The sequence below is a fragment of the Sphingobium sp. genome (genome assembly GCA_035196065.1).
In the GTDB taxonomy this organism is placed as follows: Bacteria; Pseudomonadota; Alphaproteobacteria; order Sphingomonadales; family Sphingomonadaceae; genus Sphingorhabdus_B; species Sphingorhabdus_B rara.
The window spans coordinates 1,775,288-1,798,585 of sequence record CP136575.1; the positions used below are offsets into that span (position 1 = coordinate 1,775,288).

A 23,298-nucleotide genomic window follows, 5' to 3' on the forward strand; every position below is an offset into this window, starting at 1 on the left:
GTTACCAGCGCGGAACCTGGGTGATTGTGTCGCCGACCGACAGGCCGAGCACCGCTGCGCTCACCTCATCGATTGCGACGCCGCCGTCGCGCGCCTCGGTCCAGCTATAGGCAGCGCGAAACTTGGCAAGTTCGCCAACCGCTACCAGCATCTTGTCCCCATCAATATGCTCGCCCAGCTTCTCGCTGATCTCGGTTACCACCACATCCTTTGCTTCACGCACGCTTCGGATCTGGTCGGTGCGCACTGTCATGGTTGGGCCGCCATCGAAAATGTCGACATATTTTTCCCAAGAAAAGCCTTCCTCCTCCAGCATCCGCATGGCGGCACGGCCCGAAGGATGCGGGACGCCGATCACGGCTTTCGCGCTTTCGGGCAGCATCGCGATATAGACCGGGTGCTTGGGCATCAGGTCGGCGATGAACTGGTTGCCATGCTTGGCATTGAATTCATCGGCATCCTGAAAGTTCATCCCGAAGAAACGTCCGGCGACGCCGTCCCAGAAAGGGGAGCCACCAGCCTCGTCGATGACGCCGCGCAGTTCGGCGAGCGTGCGGTCGGCAAAACGGGCGCGGTGATTGCGGATGAACAGATAACGACTGCGCGCGATCAGCATGCCTAGTCCGCCGGAGCGCTCGCCTGGATGCAGGAAGAGGCCGCCCACTTCGGTTGCGCCTTCCAAATCGGTGGAAAGGTTCAGAATGTCGGCTCGAAACGTCCTTTCGAGTTCCACACTGTGCTGCGTCAACGCCCCGATGCGATAGCTGTAAAAGGGCCAAGTCTGTCCCACGGCAGAGAATATCTGGCAGGTGCCGCGCACTTCGCGCGTTTCCCGGTTTTCGAGAATGAACACGAAAAGGTCATCGCCAATCCCGTCTCCGGTGCGCGCAAAACCTTCGGCCGAACGTTCAAGCTTCGCCGTCAGCGCCTTGCGGTCGGGCGGCAGGTTGGTGAACCCCCCGCCGGTGCGCTTGGCCATTTCGTACATGGGTTGCAGATCCGACAATATTGCCGGACGGATAAGAAAACTCATAACCCCCCTTTTTCAGCGATCCGCAAAAAGGTCAGCGCGGAAAGTCGCGCCCGTTCGACCAGGCTTTCGGTAATCAAATATTCGTCGCTGCTGTGAATGCTGCCACCGCGCACGCCCATGGTGTCGACCACGGGGATACCACATGCGGCTATATTGTTGCCGTCGCACACTCCGCCGGTCGATTTCCAGCCTATGGTCAGCCCCAGATCCTCACCACATGCCTTGACCAGGCCGAAAAGCTGTTCGGCCTCGGGAGTCAATGGCTTGGGTGGGCGGTTGAAGCCGCCATGCAGGTGGATGGCGACGTCATGTTCGACTTCAATTGCGGTGATCAGCGCTCTGATTTCTGCCAATGCAAACTGTTCGAGTTCCGGGCTGTGTGGACGAAGATTGACACGCAGCACGGCGTTTTCGGGAACGACATTATTGGGGCTGCCGCCGTCGATCCGCGCCGGATTGACGGTCAGCCCTTCGCGGGTCAGCGCTTTCAGCCGCAGGGCGAGGTCCGCTGCGGCTAGCAAGGCATTACGCCCGTCATGCGGGTTGCGCCCGGCATGGGCGCTTCGGCCCTTTACGATGATTGAGAAATTGCCGCTGCCCGGCCGAGCCCCAGCCAATGTGCCATCAGGCAAGGCCGAGGGTTCATAAGTGAATGCCGCAAGCTTGCCCTTTGCCAGCCGACGGATCAAATCAGCAGACGAGGCAGATCCAGTTTCCTCATCGCTGTTGATTATGACCTGATAACCGACGGACGCGAATTCAGGCGCGGTTTCGGCTGCCGACAGTGCGGCCAGCATTACCGCAATACCACCCTTCATGTCGGCAACGCCGGGACCGTTGAGTACCCCTTCATCCAGCCAGCTAAGCTGTTGAAAGCTATGGTCCTCGGCAAAAACTGTGTCCATGTGACCGGTGAGCAATAGCTGTATCGGCGCTTCAGGGCGAACGGTTGCTACCAGATGCCGGCCATGTTCGACGTCGACGATGTGGCCATCGGGTAAGACGCGCTCGACAGGTGCCGGATCGAAAAGTTGTACATCGCCATGCAGCGAGGAAAAAGCGTCGGTCAGCAGGCTGGCTGTGGTCGCCAGTCCGCGCAAATTGCCGGTACCGCTGTTGATTTCCGACCAGATCTGTACCTGGGTCAGCATGCGATCAGGGTCGGGTCTTTCAAGCGCAGCCTGTTGCGATGCGGAAAGCGGTTTCATCTGATATCTTTAGCGAGATTTGGCTGGCAAAGCCACCCTCAACACTTGCCAATCGATCACCGCTGGGCGTCGTTCTCGTTTATCCTAGCGTTTTTGCGATGCTGATCCATTCATCAAGCGCAAGCGTTTCGGGGCGCCGGTCTTCGGCAATCCCGACGGTCCGCAGTGCATCAAGCGCGCCCGACACCCCTTTCAGGCTTTGGCGCAGCATCTTGCGGCGCTGGCCAAAGGCTGCAGCCGTCAATGCCTCAAGCGTTGCCATGCGCACGCCGTCTGCTTGCGCATCGGGAACAATATGGACAACGGCCGACATGACCTTGGGGGGAGGTGTAAAGGCGCTGCGATGAACGGGCATCGCGATCCTGGCGACGCTGCGCCACTGGGCGAGGATCGCAAGACGGCCATAGGCATCGCTGCCTGCGGTTGCGACAATGCGGTCGGCCACTTCGCGCTGAAACATGAGCGTCAGCGATTTCCACGCAGGTGGCCATTGTTCCTTGCCGAGCCAGCCAACCGCGAGCGCAGTGCCGACATTATAGGGCAGGTTAGATGCGATATGGAAAGGCGCACCGATTTCCTGCGCTGGGTCGATCTTCATCGCATCGCCCTCGATCACCCGCAACTGGCCGGGAAAAGCCGATGACAGTTCCTCAAGCGCCGGCAGGCACCGCCGGTCACGCTCGACCGCGGTAACGATCGCGCCAGCTCGGAGCAGAGCGCGTGTCAGTCCGCCGGGTCCCGGACCTACTTCGTAAACCTGCTCGCCTTTGAGTGATCCGGGAATGGCGGCAATCCGGTCGAGCAATTGTTCGTCGAACAGGAAATTCTGGCCCAATGCCTTGCTGGCCGAAAGCCCGTGTTTCGCGATAACCTCGCGCAGGGGCGGCAGTGCAGGGGCGCTCATGCCGGGCAGGTGGCGGCAAATGCCATGCGATGCGCGGCGGCCTCACCTGCCATACGGATCGCGGCGATCATTGAATCGGGGCGTGCCTGCCCCTTACCCGCAATGGCAAAGGCGGTGCCATGATCGGGTGATGTGCGGATGATGGGAAGGCCAAGCGTGATGTTGACGGCTTCGTGGAAATAGAGCGTCTTCAACGGGATCAATGCCTGATCATGATAGGCGCAAAGCGCGGCATCATATTGGCCGCGCGCCTCTGCATGGAACATGGTGTCAGCAGGCAGCGGGCCGACCACGTCAAAACCTTCTTCGGCGATGGAGGCAATGGCCGGCTCAAAGATATCAATTTCTTCGCGGCCCAGATTGCCCATTTCACCAGCATGCGGGTTGAACCCGGCAACGGCGAGGCGCGGATTGGCAATGCCGAAATCGCGTTTCAGGCCCTTGGCTGTGGCGCGGATACGGCGTCGGATTAGGCGCATGTCAAGCTGACCGGCCACATCGACCAGCGGTATATGTGTGGTCATGGGAACGACACGCAGGTCTGGCCCGGCAAGCATCATCACGGCGTTGCGCCGTTCGACACCGCAACGTTCGGCGACAAATTCGGTTTGTCCGGGATAATCAAAGCCGATCGCATAGAGCTGGGCCTTCGATACAGGCCCGGTGACTACAGCCGCAACGGTTCCCGAACGCGCAAAACCTGTTGCCGTTTCCAGTGCCTGCAACGCACAATGAGCACCGTCAAGATCAGGGGAACCAGGGGTGATTGTTGCACAGCTATGGACGTGGAACACGGGCAGCGCCGTGCCGAAATGCTCGATTGCCTGATCGGGATTGTCAATCCGCGCCAAGGGCACATCCCAATGGTGGGGTATGCTGGCCAGATCGCCAATCGCGAAAAACGGCGGGAGTTTTTCACGTTTCCGCGCTTCCCACGCCTTGGCAATGATTTCGGGTCCGATCCCCGCAGGATCACCGATCGAAATGGCCAGCGGAAGATCGGTCAGGTTCGATGCCATCAATTATATTCGATGATCGCATCACGGCGAAGATCGCGCAGGTAAAGGCGTGCACGCTTGTTGATGCGTTCGTCCTCAAGTCGCGACATGACCTCGTCGAACGATTCCTGGCTGGTAATCTCGGGCGCATCGCGGCCGCACAGAACGAACACGCGCACGCCGTCTTCAAGCGATCCATAAGGCGGGGTCGATTGGCCGATTTGCAGATCGAGCATGATCTGTTGCAGCGGCCCTGGCAGGTCGCGCACCTTGATGCCGTCGCGATTGACGACATCCGCGTTCAGCGTGCGGGCGATATCATCGGCAGTTCCGCAGCCACGGATTTTTTGGGTTTCCTCGTTGAAGCGCTTCACGATCGGGCCGGCTTGCGCCTCGCTCGTGCCTGCCGGGAAGTTGATCGCGATCTGCTTTAGACTGAGCGTCGCATCGCGCGGATCGCTGGTCGCGACTTGACGCTTGTCGATCATCAGCAAGAGCGAGATACCGCCGGGAGCAGGGACGGCAACAATTTCATTGCTCGACATTTGGCCCGCAGCGGTTGCCAGCGATGACGGCAGCTGTTCAAGCCGCACCCAGCCCAGATCGCCGCCGACGGCTGCCGTCGACGCTTCAGAGAATTGGCGTGCATAGGCCACGAAGGAGCCGCCCTTTTGGATTTCCTCAAGGATCTTGCGGGCGTTGGCAAACACCTGTTCCTGATTTTCAGGCGTGGACGAAAGATAGATTTCACCGAGACGATATTCGGTAGTGCCCTTGGTCGTGTTTATCCGCTCAATGATTGCATTCACTTCATCGTCGGAGACGTTGATGAATGGGCGAACATTGCGACCAAGCAGGCGGTTCCAAGCCAATTCTGCCTTGATCTGTCGTTTCAGCGTCGCGATCGACGAGCCGCGCGACGAAAGATATTTTTCGGTTTCCGCAACCGGGCGACGGAAATTCTGTTCGGCGACACGATTGAAATACTGATCAACCTCATTCTCGCTGACCTCGATTTCGTTCGCAGTCGCTTCCTGGATCTGCAGCGCTTCGTCGATCAGGTTGGAGAGGATCTGAACGCGGAAACGCGCGACTTCCTCGGGCGGTAACTCGCCGTCATTGGCCATCAGGATCAGCGCCAGTCGCTGATCGACATCGGTACCCGTAATGATTTCGCCATTCACAACGGCTGTCGCGCGGCGGACATTGGGATCATTCGGTTTTGCCAGCAATTGACCGCCGCCGGGAATGTCCAGCGACGCGGAGGGAAGTGATTCGTCTGCAACCGACTGGCTGCTTGCCGGCGATAGCGCCAGCACGGCTGAGGCCGAGGTAAGCAATGCGAGACGCGTAAATATGTTCATTTTCAACTTCCACGATGGCGTGCACAGGCCACGCCGATTAGGGGGGCGTGGCTGAACGCTAGCTGAAAAGCCGGTCGCCCCCTTCCGATCTTTCCTTAGACGCCCAGATTCCGAAATGCCAGTCGGAACAAGAAGGTATTGCCCCGCCGTGCGTCACCCGTTGGCTGGTAATCGCGCCGCCAAGTAACCGCCAGTGACAGGCAGTCATCGTCATAGGCAACGCCAAGCCGATGGCGGATTGGATCAAAGCCATCGGATAATGCCAGCACATCTTCTTTCTGGTCAGTAAGATCGATGATCGTCGAGCCGAAAAGCGACCAATAGCGGGCGAGACGCAGACGCCCTGCCAGCCTGACTTCCTCACGATCGGAAAGATCCTCCAACGCGGGGCCGATATTGCGGTTCAGCCTCAGATAGCCAACCTGCACATAGGTGCCGCGGGTGCCGATAGTCGCGTCCAGCTCATTGCGGCGGATCGCGAAATTATCTTTGTCCAACCGGAAGCGATGGGTCAGCTTGACGATGTCGCGGAACCGGATTTCGCTGCGCCCGACAATATCCGATATCTTGTCGGTCAGGCCGGTTCCGTCGGGAAAGATAGTCGGCTGATCAGACAGCCTGTAACTTTGTCCCATGGTGAAATCGAAAGCGACCGCCTTGCCGCGCACAGACCAGTCAAAACCATAGGTAATGCGGGCATTATCCTCGATCCGATCATAGCCGGGGAAGCGATTAAGCGCGAAGAGGTTGCTGTCTTCAAGATCGACTGCGCGCGCATCCTCATTCGGCATGTCGAGGTTCGAGGAGGTGTAAGCCGCGACCAACTGTACGCGTGGCGTCAAGATCTGCGTGCCGCCAAAGGCGTTGCCCGCGAAGGGCCAGCGCATGTCGACCGCCGCAGCCGCACTGCCGCGCGCCTGCCAACCTTTTTCGCCACGATAGATCGGCGTGATCGTGCTCAGATTTTCGTCGCTATGATAAACGTCGCCGCGGCTGAGCAGCGTGAAATTCACTTCCTGGCCCAGCCCGGTCAGACGCCGCAAATCCCAACGGGCTGCGCCAAAGGCGCGCTGCGTATCCTGACCTTCTGTGCGGCCGATGAGCAGGCTGTTCGCCTGCACCTGCACCCGCCCGCCCAGAACCGGGTCTGTCAATCGCAGCCGATAATCAATTTCGGGCAGGGCGATGGGCTGCAAGCCTTGCTGGTCGCCCGATCGCAGCGTCTGGACAGCCCAGCCGTTGAACGCGAAATAGCTGTTCGCGTCGATCCGTTCGAGGTTGATATTGCTGCGTAGCCGGTCATCGCGGCTGATGTCATAGCGGCGCAGGAAGGTGCGATCGCTTGCTAGGCGAATCGATGCCGATGTTGACCAAGCCGGATTGAGCTGGAACTTTCCGACACCATCGAAATAACCGCGGAAAACATCTTTTCCGACCGCCGGCCCGCCCGCCGTCGACACCCGGTTGCTGTAGGTTGCATATCCTGTCAGCTGAAAGACGCCCTTGTCTTCCAATGCCCGATATCGAACTTGGCCCATGGGCGCGACATCGCTGAACACATGCCCTGAAACCAGCAGATCGCGATTTTCGGACAGACGCCAGTAATAGCCCTGTTCAACCTCGATGCCGTTATTGCGCGAAAAACGCAGATTGGGGACAAGAAAGCCACTGCCCGCATCGGTTTCTGCAGGGTGCGAAAGACCGGGCAGCGGAATGACCGGCAGACCGAACAGTTCGATACGTGCGCCGACATAGCGGACCCGCTTTTTGGCGGGATCGTAAACGACTTTGACCGCCCGAACCTGCCAGCTCGGCTCCTTCGGGCAGCCTTCGGGCGTTTCGACCGCGCAGGGCGTATAGGCCGCACCTTCAAGCGTAAGCTTACCATCGGCGAGGCGACGACCGGTGTTTGCAGCCAGCCTGCTGCCATCATTCATCACAAGCAGCAGATTCTGGATGATGCCGTCACGCAGACTGTCGGTGACTTCTATCGAATCGCCATAGGCAACATCGCCCTTGGGGCCAACGGACCGGATATTCCCCGATGCCGTCACCTTGCCGCTGCGCCTGTCCCAGACGATCGTGTCGGCGCGTAAGGTGTAACCTTCGCGTCTTGCAACGACATTGCCGCTGGCGGTCACGGTGTCGGTTGCGGTTTCATACTCCAGCTTCTCGGCGGAAAATGCGATTTCTTCTGCCGATTTAACGGAGACGTCAGCGGCATTTTGCGCCCAGGCATTTCCGCCAGGAACGAGCGCAAGGGCCAGTGCTGCGCACAGGGTGAAAGCCGGCTTCGAAAGATGAGGGGGATGGAATGCCATGATTATGGCTCGCTCCTTTATCGCCCCGTTTCGCGGCGGTCCAGTGCTGCTGACCGTCCGGATTAGTCATTGGACGATAAGAGAGGTGAACCGCAACCATCTTTTGCTTTAATCACGCCCGAATGTTTGCTTATAGCGAGCACCAGAATTTATGCGGCCCAGTGTCGCGCTTCCATTTCCTATTTTCTTGCTGAAAGGCAGTTTCCATGCAGGTTCATTTTGCCGCAGAGCGCCCCGCCGATACCGATGTGCTCGCTTTCATCGTCCAAAAAAGCGCATGGGACGGTTTTGCCCTTCCGCTCGATAATCCGGCGGCCGCCCGCGAAACTGCCAAACTTGCGCGTTTCGAGGCCAATAGCGGGCAGAGCTTCCTTTTCTTCTCGCAAGAAGGCGGGCGGACCGTGCGCATCATTTTGGTCGCTGTCGCCGATGGTGATGCGGCAGACTATATCCGCGCCGGCGGCGAAATCCTTGCCAAGGTACAAACCTGCGGCGCAAAGACCATTGCGGTGCATGCCACCAATCTTGATGCAAAGGCAGCGGCGGAGGTTGCCTATGGTGCTGTGCTGCGCAACTGGCGCATGGACAAATACCGGACCAAGTTGCCCGAAACGGCAAAGCCGACAATCACCGATATCACTTTGTTTGGCGCCCCGGCCGGTGCGGAGGCGGCATGGCAAACGCATAGCGCGATCGCCAATGGTGTTGCCCTTACCAAGGAACTGGTGAGCGAGCCTGCCAATGTGATCTATCCTGAAAGCTTTGTGGAGCGCTGCCGGCATCTGGCCGAACTGGGCGTTGAGATAACCGTGCTTGACGACCAGGACATGGCAAAGCTGGGAATGGGCGCGCTGTTGGGCGTTGCGCAGGGTTCGGTCCGCCCCGCTCGCCTGATCGCGATGCGCTGGGATGGAACGGGCGGCGCGCAAGAAAAGCCGGTCGTTTTCGTCGGTAAGGGCGTGACGTTCGATACGGGCGGCATTTCGATCAAGCCTGCTGCGGGCATGGAAGACATGAAGTGGGATATGGGCGGTGCCGGTGCCGTCGCAGGGACGATGAAGGCGCTCGCCGGTCGCAAGGCCAAGGCGCATGTCGTCGGCATTTGCGGCCTTGTGGAAAATATGCCCGATGGCAATGCCCAGCGCCCAGGCGACGTCGTCACAACGATGGCCGGCCAGACGGTTGAAGTGATCAACACTGACGCTGAAGGGCGCCTTGTCCTGTGCGATGCGCTGCATTGGGCCCAGGAAACCTATAATCCCGATACGATCATCGACCTCGCAACTCTGACCGGCGCGATCATCATTTCGCTCGGCAAGGAACATGCCGGGCTGTTTTCGAACAGCGACGAACTTTCGGATAAACTCATCGCGGCGGGCAAGGCCAGTGGTGACAAATTGTGGCGGATGCCGGTCGGCCCCGCTTATGACAAGCTGATCGACAGCCCGATTGCCGATATCAAAAATGTCGGTCCACGCGATGCGGGTTCAATCACCGCTGCGCAATTCCTGCTGCGTTTCATCAAGGATGGCGTCAAATGGGCGCATCTCGACATTGCTGGCACTGTCTGGGGTGACAAGGACGGGCCGACCTGGGCGAAGGGCGCAACCGGCTATGGCGTGAAGCTGCTCGATCGCTTTGTCGCCGACAATTACGAGCAATAAGTTTGAATAGCCCCTCTCGCCTGCGGGAGGGGGTATAGGCCATGCAAGTCGACTTCTATCAATTGACCCGTGATCCTGCCGAGCAGGTCATCCCCGCCATTGCGCAGAAAATTGTTGGCGATGGCGGACGGTTGCTGGTGATCGTTGGAGACGAGGTGCAAGCTGGTCACTTGTCTGAAGCTTTGTGGGCGCTGAAACCGGAAACTTTCCTAGCGCACGGTTTTGCAGGGTCAGAAGGGGATGCGAACCAACCCATCCTCCTTTCGCTGGACACTGACCCTTCCAATGGCGCGCGCATGGTCGCGATCGCGGACGGTGAATGGCGCGATGCCGCGCTGCAATTCGATCGCGCATTCTATCTTTTTCCGCCGGGAAAGACCGATAACGCGCGGGCCGCATGGCGCGCATTGGCCGGTAATGCCGATGTCGAGTGCCGTTATTGGAAGCAGGATGGCGGCAAATGGCGGCAGGGTCCTTAGGCAGGCTGCCTTGATACTTGCCATTGTGACGAAGCGCCGCTAGACGCGCGCCCAATCATTTTCCCCAACAAATGGAGTTCTCCCATGGCGGTTACCCGCACCTTTTCGATCATCAAGCCCGACGCCACCCGTCGCAACCTGACCGGCGCAGTCACCAAGATGCTTGAAGAAGCCGGCCTGCGCGTCGTTGCTTCTAAGCGCATCCACATGAGCCGCGAACAGGCCGAAGGCTTTTACGGGGTCCATAAGGAACGCCCCTTCTTTGGCGAACTCTGCGATTTCATGATGAGCGAACCGGTTGTCGTTCAGGTGCTCGAAGGTGAAGACGCTGTCGCGCGCAACCGCGAAGTCATGGGTGCAACCAACCCTGCCGATGCCGCTGAGGGCACGATCCGCAAGACCCATGCCCTGTCTATCGGTGAAAACACCGTCCATGGTTCGGACAGCGACGAGAATGCCGCGATCGAAATCGCCTTCTTCTTCAAGCCTGAAGAAATCGTCGGCTGATCCGGCGATCAGGCCAATTCAAAGGGGCTGTCCGGGCGATCGGGCGGCCCTTTTTGTTGCACCCGCCGCGCCACGCGCTATGCCGACGGGGCAAAGGAGACACGCATGTTGGGAATGGGTGAGGGCGAAGACTGCCCCTTTCAGTTCAATTTCGATTCCGCGACCTTTAAGGTCGGCGATACCGTCAGCTATCGCGTTACAGGCAGCCTTGCCGACTTCCCCTTTGTTGGCACTCTGCTTGAAGTGCATGATGACCATGTGATCATCTCACCGGGTGAAAGCGAACCCAATGCGCGTTACAAAGGAACCCGGGAGAGCCGCCCGTTGGTTGATGAAAGCGAGATTTAGAGGCAGGCCGCTATATTTCTAAGCGGTGTAGGCGTCGTGTCGGCTTAGCGCGCGATGTAGGCTGCCAGCGTGCGGGAATAAAGCTGGTGCTCGGCAATCAACACGCGTGCTGCTAGTTTGTCTGCAGTATCACCTTGCAGGATCGCAACCTGTGTCTGGCCAAGTATTGGGCCATCATCAAGTTCGGCGGTGACGAGATGAACGCTGCAACCGCCATGGCTATCGCCTGCCTCAATGGCCCGTTCATGGGTGTGAAGGCCCTTATATTTGGGCAGCAGGCTGGGGTGAATGTTGAGCATCCGGCCTTCCCATTTGCTGACAAAGCTAGCTGAAAGGATGCGCATATATCCGGCGAGAGCAACATAGTCTGCTTTTGCCGCGACCAGCGCTTCGTGCATGATCGCGTCATGCTCCTCGCGCATCAGGCCTTTATGCGGATGGGCAAAGGTAGCGATCCCCTCTGCTTCAGCCAGCTTCAAACCGGCTGCATCAGGGTTGTTGCTGGCAACCAATATAATTTCATACGGGCAGTCTGCAGCTTTCGCGGCATAAAGCAGCGCCGCCATGTTGGTTCCGGTCCCCGAAATCAGCACGGCGATGCGGGCCTTAGCCATGATGTGTCGCGCTCCACTCTGCCTTGGCGCTCCAGGTTTCAACGGAACCTGTAACCGTGCAGCCCTTTTCGCCGCTAGCGATATGGCCAATGCGATAGACGGTCTCGCCAGCTGCTTCGAGTTCTGCGGTTGCAGACGTAACGTCGGCTTCGGCAACGACAATGGCCATGCCGATCCCGCAGTTGAAGGTGCGCGCCATTTCTTCTGGCTCGATATTGCCCTGCGCTTGAAGGAAGGCCATCAGCCGCGGCTGGACCCAAGCGTCGGCATCGACATGCGCGTGCAGCCCTGAAGGAAGAATGCGCGGGATGTTTTCCAAGAGGCCGCCGCCGGTGATATGCGCCATGGCGTGCACCTTGCCACTGCGGACAAGCGGGAGGAGCGATTTCACATAGATGCGCGTAGGTGCCATCAATGCGTCGATCAACAGTGTTTCGATGTCAAACAGGGCAGGGCGATCAAGCTTCCAGCCCTTGTCTGCCGCCAGCCTTCGCACAAGCGAAAATCCGTTGGAGTGCACACCGGATGAGGCGAGGCCAAGAATGACATCGCCCTCGGCAACCTTGTCGGCTGTCAGCACCTGATCACGTTCAACCGCGCCGACGCAGAAACCCGCAAGGTCATAGTCGCCGTCTGAATACATGCCCGGCATTTCCGCTGTCTCGCCGCCGATCAGGGCGCAGCCGGCCTGCTTGCACCCTTCGGCGATGCTGGCGACGACGGCAGTTGCGACATCGTTATCGAGCTTTCCGGTCGCATAATAATCCAGGAAGAATAGCGGCTCTGCCCCCTGTACGATCAGGTCATTGGCACACATGGCCACCAGATCGATTCCCACGCCATCATGCTTGCCGCTTTCGATCGCAAGTTTCAGCTTGGTACCGACACCGTCATTGGCGGCAACCAGCAGCGGATCGTTGAAACCGGCTGCCTTCAGGTCGAAAAAGCCGCCAAAGCCGCCAAGGTCGGCATCTGCTCCTGGACGGCGGGTGGCCTTGGCAAGCGGCGCGATTGCCCGCACCAGGGCGTTTCCGGTTTCGATCGAGACGCCCGCTTTGGCGTAAGTGTAAGACTCATTGTCGCTCATTTTACCGCCGCTAGCGACTTCCCCCTTGGATTTCCAATCATAAGTCGCCAAAAGGGCCCCCGATGAGGGTCCGCCTGTCCAAATCCTTTTGGAAATATGCGCTTGCACTGCCGCTGCTGGCAGGCGGAGGCGTGCTGGTACATGCCCAGATTGAAGGTCCAAAGCGCGGAATTCCGCCGATTGCGAGCAGCGGCGACTTTGAAGTCACTGGCGTGATTGTGAATGCAACCGGCAAAAATGCCGATGAGGCGCGTCGCGCCGGATGGGAAGAGGCGCAGCGCAAGGCATGGACCATGTTATGGGCCCAGACTCATGGCACCGCCGGCGCAACGCTTGCGGACACGACCCTCGACGGAATCGTATCGGCCATCATCGTTGAAGAAGAACAGATCGGTCCGAGACGTTATATCGCGCGGCTGGGGGTTTCGTTCGACCGCGCGCGTGCAGGCCAGTTGCTGGGCGTGCAGGGCGTCGGCCGCAAATCTGCGCCATTGCTCGTCATTCCGGTGATGATCAGCAACGGATCGCCCTATGTGTTTGAACGGCAAACGCCTTGGCAGGCCGCTTGGGCCAAGTTCCGTACTGTTGATAGCGCGATCGATTATGTCCGTCCCTTTGGCGGTGGTGCCGAATCGCTGCTGCTCAATGCCGGTCAGCTTGACCGCCGCAGCCGCAGCTGGTGGCGGGTCATCCTTGATCAATTTGGCGCAGCCGATGTAATCTACCCGATTGTCAGGCTGGAACGGCAATATCCGGGCGGGCCGATCATTGGTAAATTTGCCGCGCGCTATGGCCCTGAAAACCGGTTCCTTGGCAGCTTTACCTTGCGTGCCCAGAATGCGGCTGGCATTCCCGCGATGATGGCACAGGGCGTGCAGAAAATGGATGCCTTGCTGCAGGATAGTTTCCGCAGCGGCCGGTTGCGTACTGAAGCCTCGCTTCTGCTCGAAGACACGATCGACGAGGAAGATTTGGAGGAACTGGAACAAGCCACTGACGAAGCATCGCTAGAGGCGAGGGATCCTTTGGCAGCAGCCGTGGATTCGCTTTCGGATGAAGCGCGCACGGAACAGGCAAACCGCCCTGCTGCCGCGTCGACAGTGAACCAGCAAGTGACGGTGACGGTTCAAGTGAACACGCCTAACCCCGAGGCGGTTGATCGCGCCGAGGCCGCGCTGCGCGGCATTCCTGGGGTGCGGTCGGTGGTGACGACGAGCCTTGCCCTTGGCGGAACGTCGGTGCTCCGCGTGACATATCAGGGCGATCCTGAGGTGCTGAGCGCAGCGCTGCGCGCGCGTGGTTTCCGCTAGATCTGTGCCGGCGCCACAGGGCGGGTTATATTGATGCAGCAGATTGCCCTTCCATTTGATGAGCTTGATCCCGGCCGCACTGACGACTGCCTGATCATCACGGCGGCCAATGCCATCGCCTTTGCGGCCTTGGGCAATCATTCAGCTTGGCCCGGGCATTGCGCCATCCTTGTTGGCCCGAAACGATCGGGGAAAAGCCTGATGGGACGCTATTTCGCGGCGCAAGGCGGGCAGGCGATTGACGATGCTGAAACATTGGGTGAGGTGGATCTGTTCCACCGCTGGAATGCGGCGAAAAATGCGGGGCAGGGGCTGTTACTGCTTTCGGGTAAGCTGCCGGGGGACTGGCTTGTGGAACTACCCGATTTGCGTTCGCGCTTGGGGGCTGCGCAATTGCTCGAAATAGGAGAGCCGGATGACGAGTTGGCCGAACAGTTGCTCCTGAAATATCTTCGCGATCGCGGCACCTCAATCGGGCCAGAGGCGCTTGCCTTTGTCTTGCGGCGTATCGAGCGCAGCTATGCGGCGGTTGAGGATTTCGCGAAACGTGCAAACGCGCTGGCACTTGCCGAAGGTTCGGCAATCACCCTGCCGCTGGTGCGCCGTCTCGTCTGAACATCAACCGCAATTGATGCGGACGATTTTTCGCTGGCTGTCGTAGAAGATGTTCAGTCGCCCAGCATTATAATCCATCGTGATCGGCCCGCCTTCGGGTGCGGTGCGCAGAACTTCGGCCCCTGCTTCGCGGCGCATCGTTTCGCCGAGTGCGGCATCTAAGGTCTTGCCCAGATTGCGCTGCACCGGGCCGGCGTCACATGGTCCGGAAATAGGTGGGCCGGCTTCAATTTGAGGGGGCTGCGGCTCCCGTGATGCCGGGATACAGGCCGACAGCCCGGTTGCAAGCATTGCAACCGGCAGGGCACGCCATTTGTTCATGCTTATTCCTCCGCTGTACGCGTCATCTTCAGCTTGCCGTTGACTACGGCGAAGGCAAGTCTCCCCTCGACAAGGTCAAGCGCGTCGCGGCCGAATTGTTCAAAACGCCATCCGGACAGAAGTTCCAGACCTTCACGGTCGCCGGCGGCAAGCCGTTCCAATTCGTCGCTGCGCGTGATCAGACGCGATGCGACATTGATCTCGCGTGAACGGATCTTAAGCAGCAGCTTGAGAAGATCGGCGACAAGTGCACCTTCCTTGCCGCCGCCGGGGCCATTGCTGCCCCGGTCCGGCATCTCGGATTTCGGCAGCGGCGGCGCATCGGCAATTGTCGCCATTAACCGGGCGCCAATTTCATTGTCGCGCCATGCGGGCGAAAGTCCGCGTACCTTGGGCAGTTCGGCCTGCGCCTTTGGCGGGTGTGAGGCGATGTCGGCCATCGTCTCATCCTTCATGATCCGGCCCCGCGGGATGTTCTTGCGCTGCGCTTCGCGTTCCCGCCAGGCACCCAGCGCTTTCAAGCGGCCAAGCACGTCGGCCTTGCGCGACTGCAATTTGATCCGTCGCCATGCCGTTTCAGGATCGTTGCGATAGTTATCGGGATCGGCGAGTCGCTCCATTTCATCGTTTAGCCATTCGCCCCTGCCGGTTTTGACCAGTTTCTCCAGCATCATCGGGAAAAGCGTGGCAAGGTGCGTCACATCGCCAACGGCATAATCGATCTGTCTTTTGTCGAGCGGCCGGCGTGACCAATCTGTGAAGCGAGCGCCCTTGTCGAGTTGGATACCCAGCCATAAATCTACAAGGTTCGAATAACCGATCTGCTCCCCTTGGCCCAAAGCCATCGCTGCAATCTGGGTATCGAACAGCGGGTGGGGCGTCCGTCCGCTTAAATTAAAGAATATCTCGATGTCTTGACCGCCGGCATGAAAGACTTTCAGAACATCTTCATTGTTGGTGATCAGTTCCAGCATCGGGGTCAGATCGAGGCCTTCGGCCTTCGGGTCGATTGCGGCCGCCTCATTTTCGTCGGCTAGCTGAACGAGGCAAAGTTCGGGATAATAGGTATTTTCCCGCATGAACTCGGTGTCGACAGCGACGAACCGCGACCGAGAAAGACGGGCGCAAAATTCGGCAAGTCGTGCGCTGTCCGTGATGAGTGGAAGAATCTGCATGCCGCGCGCTCCTAGCACCGGTCATTCCGCTCCGCCAGACCCCTGCGTTACATTCCCATAAGGTGTGCATGCAAGGGCAGCATAAACTGAACCAAATACTCGCGTTTCAATGGAAAAGGCGGGGTAATCGCTCCCCTTTTTCTTGACAAACAGCCCCTTCGTCGCGCTTAGGCGGCTGCATGCATCCTTATCGTTCACATAACTGCGCCCAGTTGCGCGCTGCCGATGTCGGCACCACCATCCGCCTTTCTGGCTGGGTTCACCGCAAGCGCGACCATGGCGGCGTGCTGTTCGTCGACCTTCGCGACCATTATGGTATGACGCAGATCGTCGCTGACAGCGACAGTCCGGCGCTGGAAATCCTTGAAGGACTGCGCGTGGAAAGTGTTGTGACCATCGAAGGCGAGGTGAAGGCCCGCAGTGCTTCGACTGTCAATGCCAACCTTCCCACCGGTGAGATCGAGGTGTTTGCGCGTGGTGCAACCGTGCTTAGCCGCGCGGATGAACTGCCGCTTCCAGTGGCTGGAGAGCAGGAATATCCCGAGGAAATCCGCCTCAAATATCGCTTCCTCGATTTGCGCCGTGAAACGCTGCACGCCAACATTATGACGCGCACCGCGATCATCCGCGAAACGCGCCGTCGCATGGAAGATATTGGCTTCACCGAATTTTCGACCCCGATCCTGACGGCGTCGTCGCCCGAAGGTGCGCGCGACTTTCTGGTGCCAAGCCGCATTCACACCGGCAAATTCTTTGCGCTGCCGCAGGCACCTCAGCAGTATAAACAGCTGCTGATGGTCGCTGGCTTCGACCGTTATTTCCAGATCGCCCCCTGCTTCCGCGACGAAGATCCGCGCGCCGACCGTCTGCCGGGCGAATTTTATCAGCTCGACCTTGAAATGAGCTTCGTCACCCAGGAAGAGGTTTGGGAAACGATGGAACCGGTCATGGCCGGTATCTTCGAAACATTCGCGAATGGCAAAACGGTTACGCCCGCAGGTGAATTCCCGCGCATTCCTTATGCCAAGGCGATGCTCGATTATGGTACCGACAAGCCCGACTTGCGCAATCCGCTGATCATCCATGATGTCAGCGAACATTTCCGCAAATCCGGTTTTGGTTTGTTCGAACGCATTGTCGAAGGTGGCGGCGTGGTCCGCGCGATCCCGGCCCCGGCAACTGCCGAAAAGAGCCGCAAATTTTTCGACGACATGAATGACTGGGCGCGTAGCGAAGGGCATGCGGGTCTTGGCTATGTCACGCGGAAGGGCGGCGAGTTTGGCGGTCCGATCGCCAAAAATCATGGAGAGGAAGGCATGCAGGCGCTTTATGCGGCGCTTGGCCTTGGGCCCGACGATGGTTGCTTCTTCGCTGCCGGCAAGGAAGAACAGGCCGCAAAACTCGCTGGTGCCGCACGCACGCGCGTCGGCGACCAGCTCGACCTGATCGAAAAGGATGCCTTCCGTTTCTGCTGGATCATCGACTTTCCCTTCTACGAATGGGACGAGGACGAGAAGAAGGTCGACTTCGCGCACAACCCGTTTTCAATGCCGCAGGGCGGGCTTGATGCGCTCAACAATCAGGATCCGCTCACGATCAAAGCCTATCAATATGACATGGTCTGCAACGGCTATGAGCTCGCATCGGGTTCGATCCGGAACCAGCATCCCGATTTGATGGTCAAGGCGTTTGAACTGGTCGGCCTCTCAAAGGCCGATGTAGAAGAACGTTTCGGCGGCATGTACCGTGCCTTCCAATATGGCGCGCCGCCGCATGGCGGTATGGCGGCAGGTGTGGATCGCATGGTGATGTTGCTGTGCGGTGTGCAGAACCTTCGTGAAATCACGCTATTCCCGATGAACCAGCGTGCTGAAGACCTGCTGATGGGTGCGCCATCGCCGGCGACCATGAAGCAGCTTCGCGAACTTGATCTGCGCATTGTGGAGCAGCCAAAGGCTTGACCGGGCCGACCGAGCATCGCTTCGCTGCCGCGAACGGGGAATTATGCTGGTTCGAATGGGGCTATCCCGCTGACCACCGGCCAACCCTGTTGTTACTCCACGCAACGGGCTTCCATGCTCGCTGCTGGGGTGCAACCATTGCCGCGTTGCCGACCGATTGGCATATCATAGCGCTCGACCTGCGGGGCCATGGCCGCAGCTATCGCCCGGCCTCGCTGTCGGACTGGCTGGTAACAGCCGACGATGTTGTCGATTTTGTGCAAGCTAACTGCGCTTCGCCGGTTTTCGCAGTCGGTCACAGCATGGGTGGCTATGTCGCCGCCCGAACTGCGGCGCTTGTCCCAGAAAATATTGCCGGATTGCTGCTAGTCGATCCGGTAATGATGCCCCGCGAATTTTATGGTGACGTACCGCAAAATCTCGATGGAGAGCTTGCCGACCATCCCGTCGCGCGTCGCCGCGCCCGCTGGGAGAGCGCAGATCAGATGAACGCGCATTTTTTTGCACGCTCACCTTACGCACAGTGGCGCCCTGATGTGCTCTCCGATTATTGCCGTTTCGGTCTGGTTCCTGCGCACGATGGTGACGATTGGGAACTGGCCTGTCCGCCTGCGTTGGAAGCATCGGCCTATATGGGTTCATGGCGCAACAACCCCTATGACTGGATTGGCGGCATCGCCTGTCCGACCACTATCCTGCGTGCGCGCAATGCCGAACGCCAAGGTCCGATGGATTTTTCGATTAGCCCGACCGCGCCCGATCTTGCCGCAGCGATTGCCGGTGCAAACGATCTGCACTGGCCTGAAATTTCTCATTTCATCCCAATGGAAGTGCCTGACCGGTTGGCTGCGCTGATCGCCAGCCTCGCTCAGCCGGGATAGCGGATCTCGACGATTTCCCATTCCTTTGCCCCGGCAGGCAGCTGAACCGTGCGCAGATCGCCGACAGAGGCGCCGCGCAAAACGCGAGCAAGCGGCGAATTCCAGCCGATCAGGCCCTGACCAGCGTCCGCCTCATCATCACCCACCAGTGTCACGCTGCGCTGATTGTCATCTTCATCAGCGATGGTAACGGTTGCGCCGAAAAACACGCGATTACGGTCAGGCTGCTGGGTGGGGTCAATCACCTTGGCCGCTTTCATCTTGCGGGAAAGCCGGCCGAGTTCCCGGTCGATGGCGCGCAATTTCTGTCGACCGTAAATATAGTCGCCATTTTCGCTGCGGTCGCCATTGCCCGCGGCCCAGCTGACAATCTCGACCACCGCCGGACGTTCGACGGCGAACAGCCGCTCATATTCGGCATGCAGCGCGGCAAAGCCCGCGGGCGTGATGGGATTGGTGCGTTCGGTCATGCGCTGGCCGCGTATCAGGTTGCGGGGCGCCGTCCCAGATAATTACTAAGCGGGGTTGCCGTGCGATAGCGCGCCTTGTCCGGATTGAGATGTTCATACATTACCGCATTCTCCAAAACGCGCTGGACATAGTTGCGCGTTTCGAAAATCGGGATCTGCTCGATCCAGTCGAGGATGTCGATATTGCCGGTTCGCGGATCGCCATTGCGGGCCAGCCATTTGTTCACATTGCCCGGCCCAGCGTTATAGGCTGCGACGGCGAGCGGATAACTGCCCTCATAATAGCGCAGCATCCGCTGAAAGTAAGTCGAACCCAGCTGGATGTTATAGGTGATGTCGCTGTTTAGCGCTTCGGGCCGATAGGCTAGGGCAATTTTGCCCGACGTTTCACGTGCGGTGCCGGGCATCAACTGCATTAGGCCGCGCGCGCCGGCATGGCTGACCGCGTTGCGGTCAAACTGGCTTTCCTGCCGCGCGATGGCGTGGATGAAGGTCCAATTGTCTGAATGATCCGGTGGTACATCAACCATGGGATAGCCCAGGCGGATCAATCCGCTATGCCCCTCAATCCGCGCGCTGCGTGCTGCAATCACGGCAAGGTCCGGGCGACCGATCATATTGGACCAGGCAAAAAGCTGCTGGAAATCGCCTTCGCTGCGCGCAGAATTGGAAAGTGCGCGCATGAAACTGTTTGAATCGCGCCATCCGGGGAAAGATGAGGACATGCGAGCCGCGATATAGGTCGTTGGCACGGCATTGGCGGCAAGTTGTGGCAATGCGGGTGCGGCAGGAACTGGCGGCAGGGGTTTGTCCAATGCTTCCAGGGCGAGTTGCCCATGGAAGAAATCGTAAAAACGGGCAGCATCGTTCCAATATTGCTGCGCCATTGCCATGTTGCCGGCCTTTTTGGAGGCGCGGCCCGCCCAATACATGCCCTTTGCGCGGGTCTGCGGGCTGCGGGCGCCGGCGGTATAAGCCTTGAACATTGAAACCGCATCATTGGGGCGGTTCAGCTTGTAATAAGCCAGTTCGCCGGCCAGCCATGCGACGCTGGTATAAGTGTCGCGGGTTGCAAGATCGAGACGGGTGATATCCGTGCCTGCAGGAAAGACGTCGCTCAATTTCGACGCAATCCGATAGGCAAGTTCGGGCTGACCTTCGGCTTCTGCCGCCTCGGCATTGGTCAAAAGCATACGCAGCCAATCGCGCGCGACATGCGGTGGTGCCGACAGCGGCGGTCGGCTGGCGAGCAATTCGCGCGCTGCGAGCGGATTGCCGCCGGCCCGCAGCGCGGCAACGCGCTCCATCACTAGCCCGGCATCGGTCAGCGCGACATTGCCAGCGGCAGCAAATTTGTCTGCTGCGTCGGGCGCCTTGAGCTCAAAGGCAAGCTGTACCTCGAGCACCGAACGGCGCTCTGTCGATATATAAGGCATCCAGCGCTGTGCTGCGCGGATGGCATTCGACCAGAGCAACCGGCTCACCCTTGCATCATGATCAGCGGGCGTCAATCGGCCAGCCATAAGCTGAAAAATGCGGTTTTCATCTTCATCGGTCAGCGTGCCTTCGCGCCATGCACGGCGGCCCCAATTTTCTGCACGCGCCCGATCACCGGTGGCGGCTAGGGCGATCGCATATTTCGCACGCCCGCCATTGGTCACAGGTTCAAGCCGGTCGAAATAGGCGACGGCCTGGTTTGGGGAATAGCTTTGCAGGTTGATTGCCTGCTCGGCATTTTTGCGCATTTCGTCAGTGTTCGGCCAGTCGGGATAGGCCATCAGGAAGGATGCATAGTCAGAGAAGCTGTAATTGCCTGACTGACTGAGCATTCGCCAGCGCTGCAATGCCGCCGAAACGGTACCGCCACTCGGGTCGGCATTGGCCAAGGCGCTTTGTTCGCCCGCCTCTCCGGTGCCCGCGCGCCAGATTATCTCCTGTTTTTCAGGGGTGGTCGAAGAGGCAGTAGCTGGAATTGCCAACAACGAAGCGGAAATCAGGTGCTTTACCATGCGCGACATATTAAGGGCTCACTCCTTGTCGGTAGATGAACCAAACACCCCCGTTGGCTCTATCGACATATGTGTGACCATTTATTGAGGCGATTTCCATGTTTTCGGGCTCGATTCCGGCTCTGGTGACTCCTTTTTGCGACGGAGCGTTTTCCGAGTCGCATTTTCGCGCGTTGGTCGATTGGCAAATTGCCGAAGGATCAAGCGCGCTCGTGCCATGTGGCACGACCGGTGAAGCACCGACGCTGTCATATGACGAGCATTATCGCGTCATCGCGCTGTGCATCGAACAGGCTGCGGGCAGGGTGCCGGTGATCGCCGGATGCGGATCGAACGATACAGCAACGGCGGTTCGGCATATGGCGTTTGCCAAGGCAGAGGGTGCGGCCGCAGCCTTGGTGGTGGCACCCTATTACAACCGGCCAAGCCAGGAAGGCATCTACGCCCACTTTGCCCATTTGGCAGAGAAAAGCGACCTGCCGATCATCGTCTATAATGTTCCGGCGCGCACGGTGACCGACATTCAGCCGGCAACGCTGGCTAGGCTGTCGGAAATCCCTTCGATTGTGGGGGTGAAGGACGCTAGCGGGCAGGTTGCGCGGGTGGGCGAGCATCGCCTGGGCTGTGGTGCCGATTTCAACCAGTTGTGCGGAAATGATGATATGGCGCTGGCATTCAACGCGGCCGGCGGATCGGGATGTATTTCCGTGACTGCCAATGTGGCCCCCCGGTTGTGCGCCGAATTCCAGGCGGCAACATTGGCTGGGGATCTCGGCAAAGCGCGTGAATTGAACGAGCGGTTGCTCCCGTTGCACGGTGCGCTGTTTACCGATGCCTCGCCTGGACCTGTAAAATATGCAATGTCACGCGTCATTAACGGCTTCCCCGAGGAGGTTCGTTTGCCGCTGGTTCGTGCCTCGGCCGCCAGCCGAAGTGCGGTGGATGCCGCGCTGGAGATTGCAGGATTGATTTGATGGCCCGCCCGAAGCCGGAAGCATTCAACAAGGTCAAAACCGTCGCCGAGAACCGGCGCGCGCGCTATGATTATCATATTGAGGACAAGTATGAAGCGGGGATTGCGCTGACCGGAACCGAGGTCAAATCCTTGCGCTTTGGCGAAGGGTCGATTGCCGAAAGCTATGCCGAGGTAAAGGACGGGATGGAAATATGGCTGATCAATGCCAATATCCCCGAGTTCAGCCATGGAAACCGTTTCAACCACGAACCCAAGCGCCCACGTAAATTGCTCCTTAATGCTCGCGAGATATCAAAGCTGCATGGAGCGGTGGCGCGTCAAGGGATGACGCTTGTGCCGCTGTCGATTTATTTCAATGCGCGCGGCCGGGCGAAGGTCGAGCTTGCCCTCGCAAAAGGCAAGAAAGCCCCCGATAAGCGGGCAACCGAGAAGGAACGCGATTGGAAGCGCGAGCAGGGACGATTGATGAGGGAACGCGGATGAGCAAGTTCGCGCGTTGGGTTCATGAACAGGCCCCCACTCGAGACAGTTTCGAGCGGAGCCGTTTCCTGCGTCCCTTTGCCCATCGGGTTTTCCATCCGGCGCTATGGCGCTTTACCCGCCGTTCGGTGCCGCGTGGCGTTGCCTTGGGACTACTCGTCGGCATTTTTCTCCTGATTCCGGGGGTACAAATCGCCGGCGTCGCATTGCTGGCACTGCCGTGCCGGGCGAATATCCCCATCGGTGCGGCGATGACTTTCCTGTCAATGCCTGCGACGACGCCATTCATTCTGGCAGCGTCGGTTTATGTTGGTGAATCGGTGCTCCGCCTCAGTGGTGGATCAGAACGGATCTACGAATTGATCCAAACGGGTGCATCGCTTTCCCAATGGCTCGATTTCATCTGGACCGAGGCGCCCATGGCGATGGTGCAGGGGCTTGCGGGGCTGGCGATTATCTCAATCATTGCCGCAGCGATCGGCTATGTGATTGCCGCTGGGGTGTGGCGCTTGCGGATTACCCGCAAATGGCGTCGCCGGTCGAAATCACATGCAATTGGTGGATAAGGGCTGA

Annotated in this window: 22 protein-coding genes and 1 pseudogene; 11 read left to right on the forward strand and 12 right to left on the reverse strand. The window is 59.0% G+C overall.

The annotated features are described in order from the left end of the window. Position 1: 1 nt before the first annotated feature. The 6 genes from RSE16_08530 to lptD all read right to left on the reverse strand — a co-directional run bounded on the left by RSE16_08530 (position 2) and on the right by lptD (position 7,828). The gene (locus RSE16_08530; protein WRH74771.1) at positions 2 to 1,033 is read right to left on the reverse strand and encodes an arginine N-succinyltransferase; all 1,032 of its coding nucleotides are present in this window, start codon (positions 1,031 to 1,033) and stop codon (positions 2 to 4) included. Next, a complete protein-coding gene (locus tag RSE16_08535; GenBank protein WRH74772.1) occupies positions 1,030 to 2,241 on the reverse strand; it encodes a hydrolase in 1,212 nt (403 codons plus the stop codon). The genes RSE16_08530 and RSE16_08535 overlap by 4 nt, the downstream gene beginning before the upstream one ends. A gap of 79 nt (positions 2,242 to 2,320) precedes the next feature. Next, positions 2,321 to 3,145 (reverse strand): 16S rRNA (adenine(1518)-N(6)/adenine(1519)-N(6))-dimethyltransferase RsmA, encoded by an 825-nt coding sequence (rsmA, locus tag RSE16_08540; GenBank protein WRH74773.1) that lies wholly within the window; start codon positions 3,143 to 3,145, stop codon positions 2,321 to 2,323. Continuing rightward, positions 3,142 to 4,164, reverse strand: coding sequence for a 4-hydroxythreonine-4-phosphate dehydrogenase PdxA (gene pdxA, locus RSE16_08545; protein WRH74774.1), 1,023 nt, complete (start codon positions 4,162 to 4,164; stop codon positions 3,142 to 3,144). The genes rsmA and pdxA overlap by 4 nt, the downstream gene beginning before the upstream one ends. Further along, on the reverse strand, positions 4,164 to 5,507 hold the full coding sequence (locus RSE16_08550) for a peptidylprolyl isomerase (protein WRH74775.1): 1,344 nt from the start codon (positions 5,505 to 5,507) through the stop codon (positions 4,164 to 4,166). The genes pdxA and RSE16_08550 overlap by 1 nt, the downstream gene beginning before the upstream one ends. Positions 5,508 to 5,602: 95 nt before the next feature. Next, entirely contained in the window at positions 5,603 to 7,828 is a 2,226-nt protein-coding gene (gene lptD, locus RSE16_08555) for an LPS assembly protein LptD (GenBank protein ID WRH74776.1), read from the reverse strand. Between the two features lie 206 nt (positions 7,829 to 8,034). Between lptD and RSE16_08560 the strand changes: the two genes are divergently transcribed. The 4 genes from RSE16_08560 to RSE16_08575 all read left to right on the forward strand — a co-directional run bounded on the left by RSE16_08560 (position 8,035) and on the right by RSE16_08575 (position 10,826). Next, on the forward strand, positions 8,035 to 9,492 hold the full coding sequence (locus tag RSE16_08560) for a leucyl aminopeptidase (GenBank protein ID WRH74777.1): 1,458 nt from the start codon (positions 8,035 to 8,037) through the stop codon (positions 9,490 to 9,492). Between the two features lie 41 nt (positions 9,493 to 9,533). Further along, entirely contained in the window at positions 9,534 to 9,971 is a 438-nt protein-coding gene (locus tag RSE16_08565) for a DNA polymerase III subunit chi (protein ID WRH74778.1), read from the forward strand. 84 nt (positions 9,972 to 10,055) lie between these two features. Beyond that, on the forward strand, positions 10,056 to 10,478 hold the full coding sequence (gene ndk, locus RSE16_08570; GenBank protein ID WRH74779.1) for a nucleoside-diphosphate kinase: 423 nt from the start codon (positions 10,056 to 10,058) through the stop codon (positions 10,476 to 10,478). Between the two features lie 105 nt (positions 10,479 to 10,583). Beyond that, positions 10,584 to 10,826 carry a hypothetical protein gene (locus RSE16_08575; protein ID WRH74780.1) on the forward strand — a complete coding sequence of 81 codons (243 nt, stop codon included), beginning with the start codon at positions 10,584 to 10,586 and terminating at the stop codon, positions 10,824 to 10,826. 53 nt (positions 10,827 to 10,879) lie between these two features. Here RSE16_08575 and purN read toward each other — a convergent pair. Together purN and purM are read right to left on the reverse strand one after the other, a co-directional pair. Further along, positions 10,880 to 11,440, reverse strand: a pseudogene (gene purN / locus RSE16_08580) (phosphoribosylglycinamide formyltransferase). Further along, positions 11,433 to 12,527 carry a phosphoribosylformylglycinamidine cyclo-ligase gene (gene purM, locus RSE16_08585; GenBank protein ID WRH74781.1) on the reverse strand — a complete coding sequence of 365 codons (1,095 nt, stop codon included), beginning with the start codon at positions 12,525 to 12,527 and terminating at the stop codon, positions 11,433 to 11,435. Before purM ends, purN begins: the two are co-directional and overlap by 8 nt. Before the next feature lie 62 nt (positions 12,528 to 12,589). Here purM and RSE16_08590 point away from each other — a divergent pair, with 62 nt between their 5' ends. Together RSE16_08590 and RSE16_08595 are read left to right on the forward strand one after the other, a co-directional pair. Continuing rightward, a complete protein-coding gene (locus RSE16_08590; protein WRH74782.1) occupies positions 12,590 to 13,837 on the forward strand; it encodes a heavy-metal-associated domain-containing protein in 1,248 nt (415 codons plus the stop codon). 33 nt (positions 13,838 to 13,870) lie between these two features. Next, positions 13,871 to 14,452, forward strand: a complete 582-nt coding sequence (locus RSE16_08595) for a DnaA/Hda family protein (protein ID WRH74783.1) — start codon at positions 13,871 to 13,873, stop codon at positions 14,450 to 14,452. 3 nt (positions 14,453 to 14,455) lie between these two features. Here the strand turns inward: RSE16_08595 and RSE16_08600 are convergent, their stop codons facing one another. Beyond that, the gene (locus RSE16_08600; protein WRH74784.1) at positions 14,456 to 14,773 is read right to left on the reverse strand and encodes an I78 family peptidase inhibitor; all 318 of its coding nucleotides are present in this window, start codon (positions 14,771 to 14,773) and stop codon (positions 14,456 to 14,458) included. Between the two features lie 2 nt (positions 14,774 to 14,775). Then, positions 14,776 to 15,948 (reverse strand): ribonuclease D, encoded by a 1,173-nt coding sequence (gene rnd / locus RSE16_08605; GenBank protein WRH74785.1) that lies wholly within the window; start codon positions 15,946 to 15,948, stop codon positions 14,776 to 14,778. A gap of 179 nt (positions 15,949 to 16,127) precedes the next feature. Here rnd and aspS point away from each other — a divergent pair, with 179 nt between their 5' ends. Continuing rightward, entirely contained in the window at positions 16,128 to 17,909 is a 1,782-nt protein-coding gene (gene aspS, locus RSE16_08610) for an aspartate--tRNA ligase (protein WRH74786.1), read from the forward strand. After that, positions 17,906 to 18,790 carry an alpha/beta hydrolase gene (locus RSE16_08615; GenBank protein ID WRH74787.1) on the forward strand — a complete coding sequence of 295 codons (885 nt, stop codon included), beginning with the start codon at positions 17,906 to 17,908 and terminating at the stop codon, positions 18,788 to 18,790. The genes aspS and RSE16_08615 overlap by 4 nt, the downstream gene beginning before the upstream one ends. Here RSE16_08615 and RSE16_08620 read toward each other — a convergent pair. Then, positions 18,778 to 19,260 carry a GreA/GreB family elongation factor gene (locus tag RSE16_08620; GenBank protein WRH74788.1) on the reverse strand — a complete coding sequence of 161 codons (483 nt, stop codon included), beginning with the start codon at positions 19,258 to 19,260 and terminating at the stop codon, positions 18,778 to 18,780. The two genes, RSE16_08615 and RSE16_08620, sit on opposite strands and share 13 nt — an antisense overlap. 14 nt (positions 19,261 to 19,274) lie before the next feature. After that, entirely contained in the window at positions 19,275 to 21,278 is a 2,004-nt protein-coding gene (locus tag RSE16_08625; GenBank protein ID WRH74789.1) for a lytic transglycosylase domain-containing protein, read from the reverse strand. An 89-nt stretch (positions 21,279 to 21,367) separates the two neighbouring features. On the opposite strand from RSE16_08625, the gene dapA reads away from it, so the two are divergent. Genes dapA through RSE16_08640 form a run of 3 tightly spaced genes read left to right on the forward strand, consistent with a single transcriptional unit; the run spans position 21,368 to position 23,291 of the window. Next, entirely contained in the window at positions 21,368 to 22,243 is an 876-nt protein-coding gene (gene dapA, locus RSE16_08630; GenBank protein WRH74790.1) for a 4-hydroxy-tetrahydrodipicolinate synthase, read from the forward strand. Continuing rightward, positions 22,243 to 22,728, forward strand: a complete 486-nt coding sequence (smpB, locus tag RSE16_08635; protein ID WRH74791.1) for an SsrA-binding protein SmpB — start codon at positions 22,243 to 22,245, stop codon at positions 22,726 to 22,728. The genes dapA and smpB overlap by 1 nt, the downstream gene beginning before the upstream one ends. Next, positions 22,725 to 23,291, forward strand: coding sequence for a DUF2062 domain-containing protein (locus RSE16_08640; protein WRH74792.1), 567 nt, complete (start codon positions 22,725 to 22,727; stop codon positions 23,289 to 23,291). The genes smpB and RSE16_08640 overlap by 4 nt, the downstream gene beginning before the upstream one ends. Positions 23,292 to 23,298: the final 7 nt, after the last annotated feature.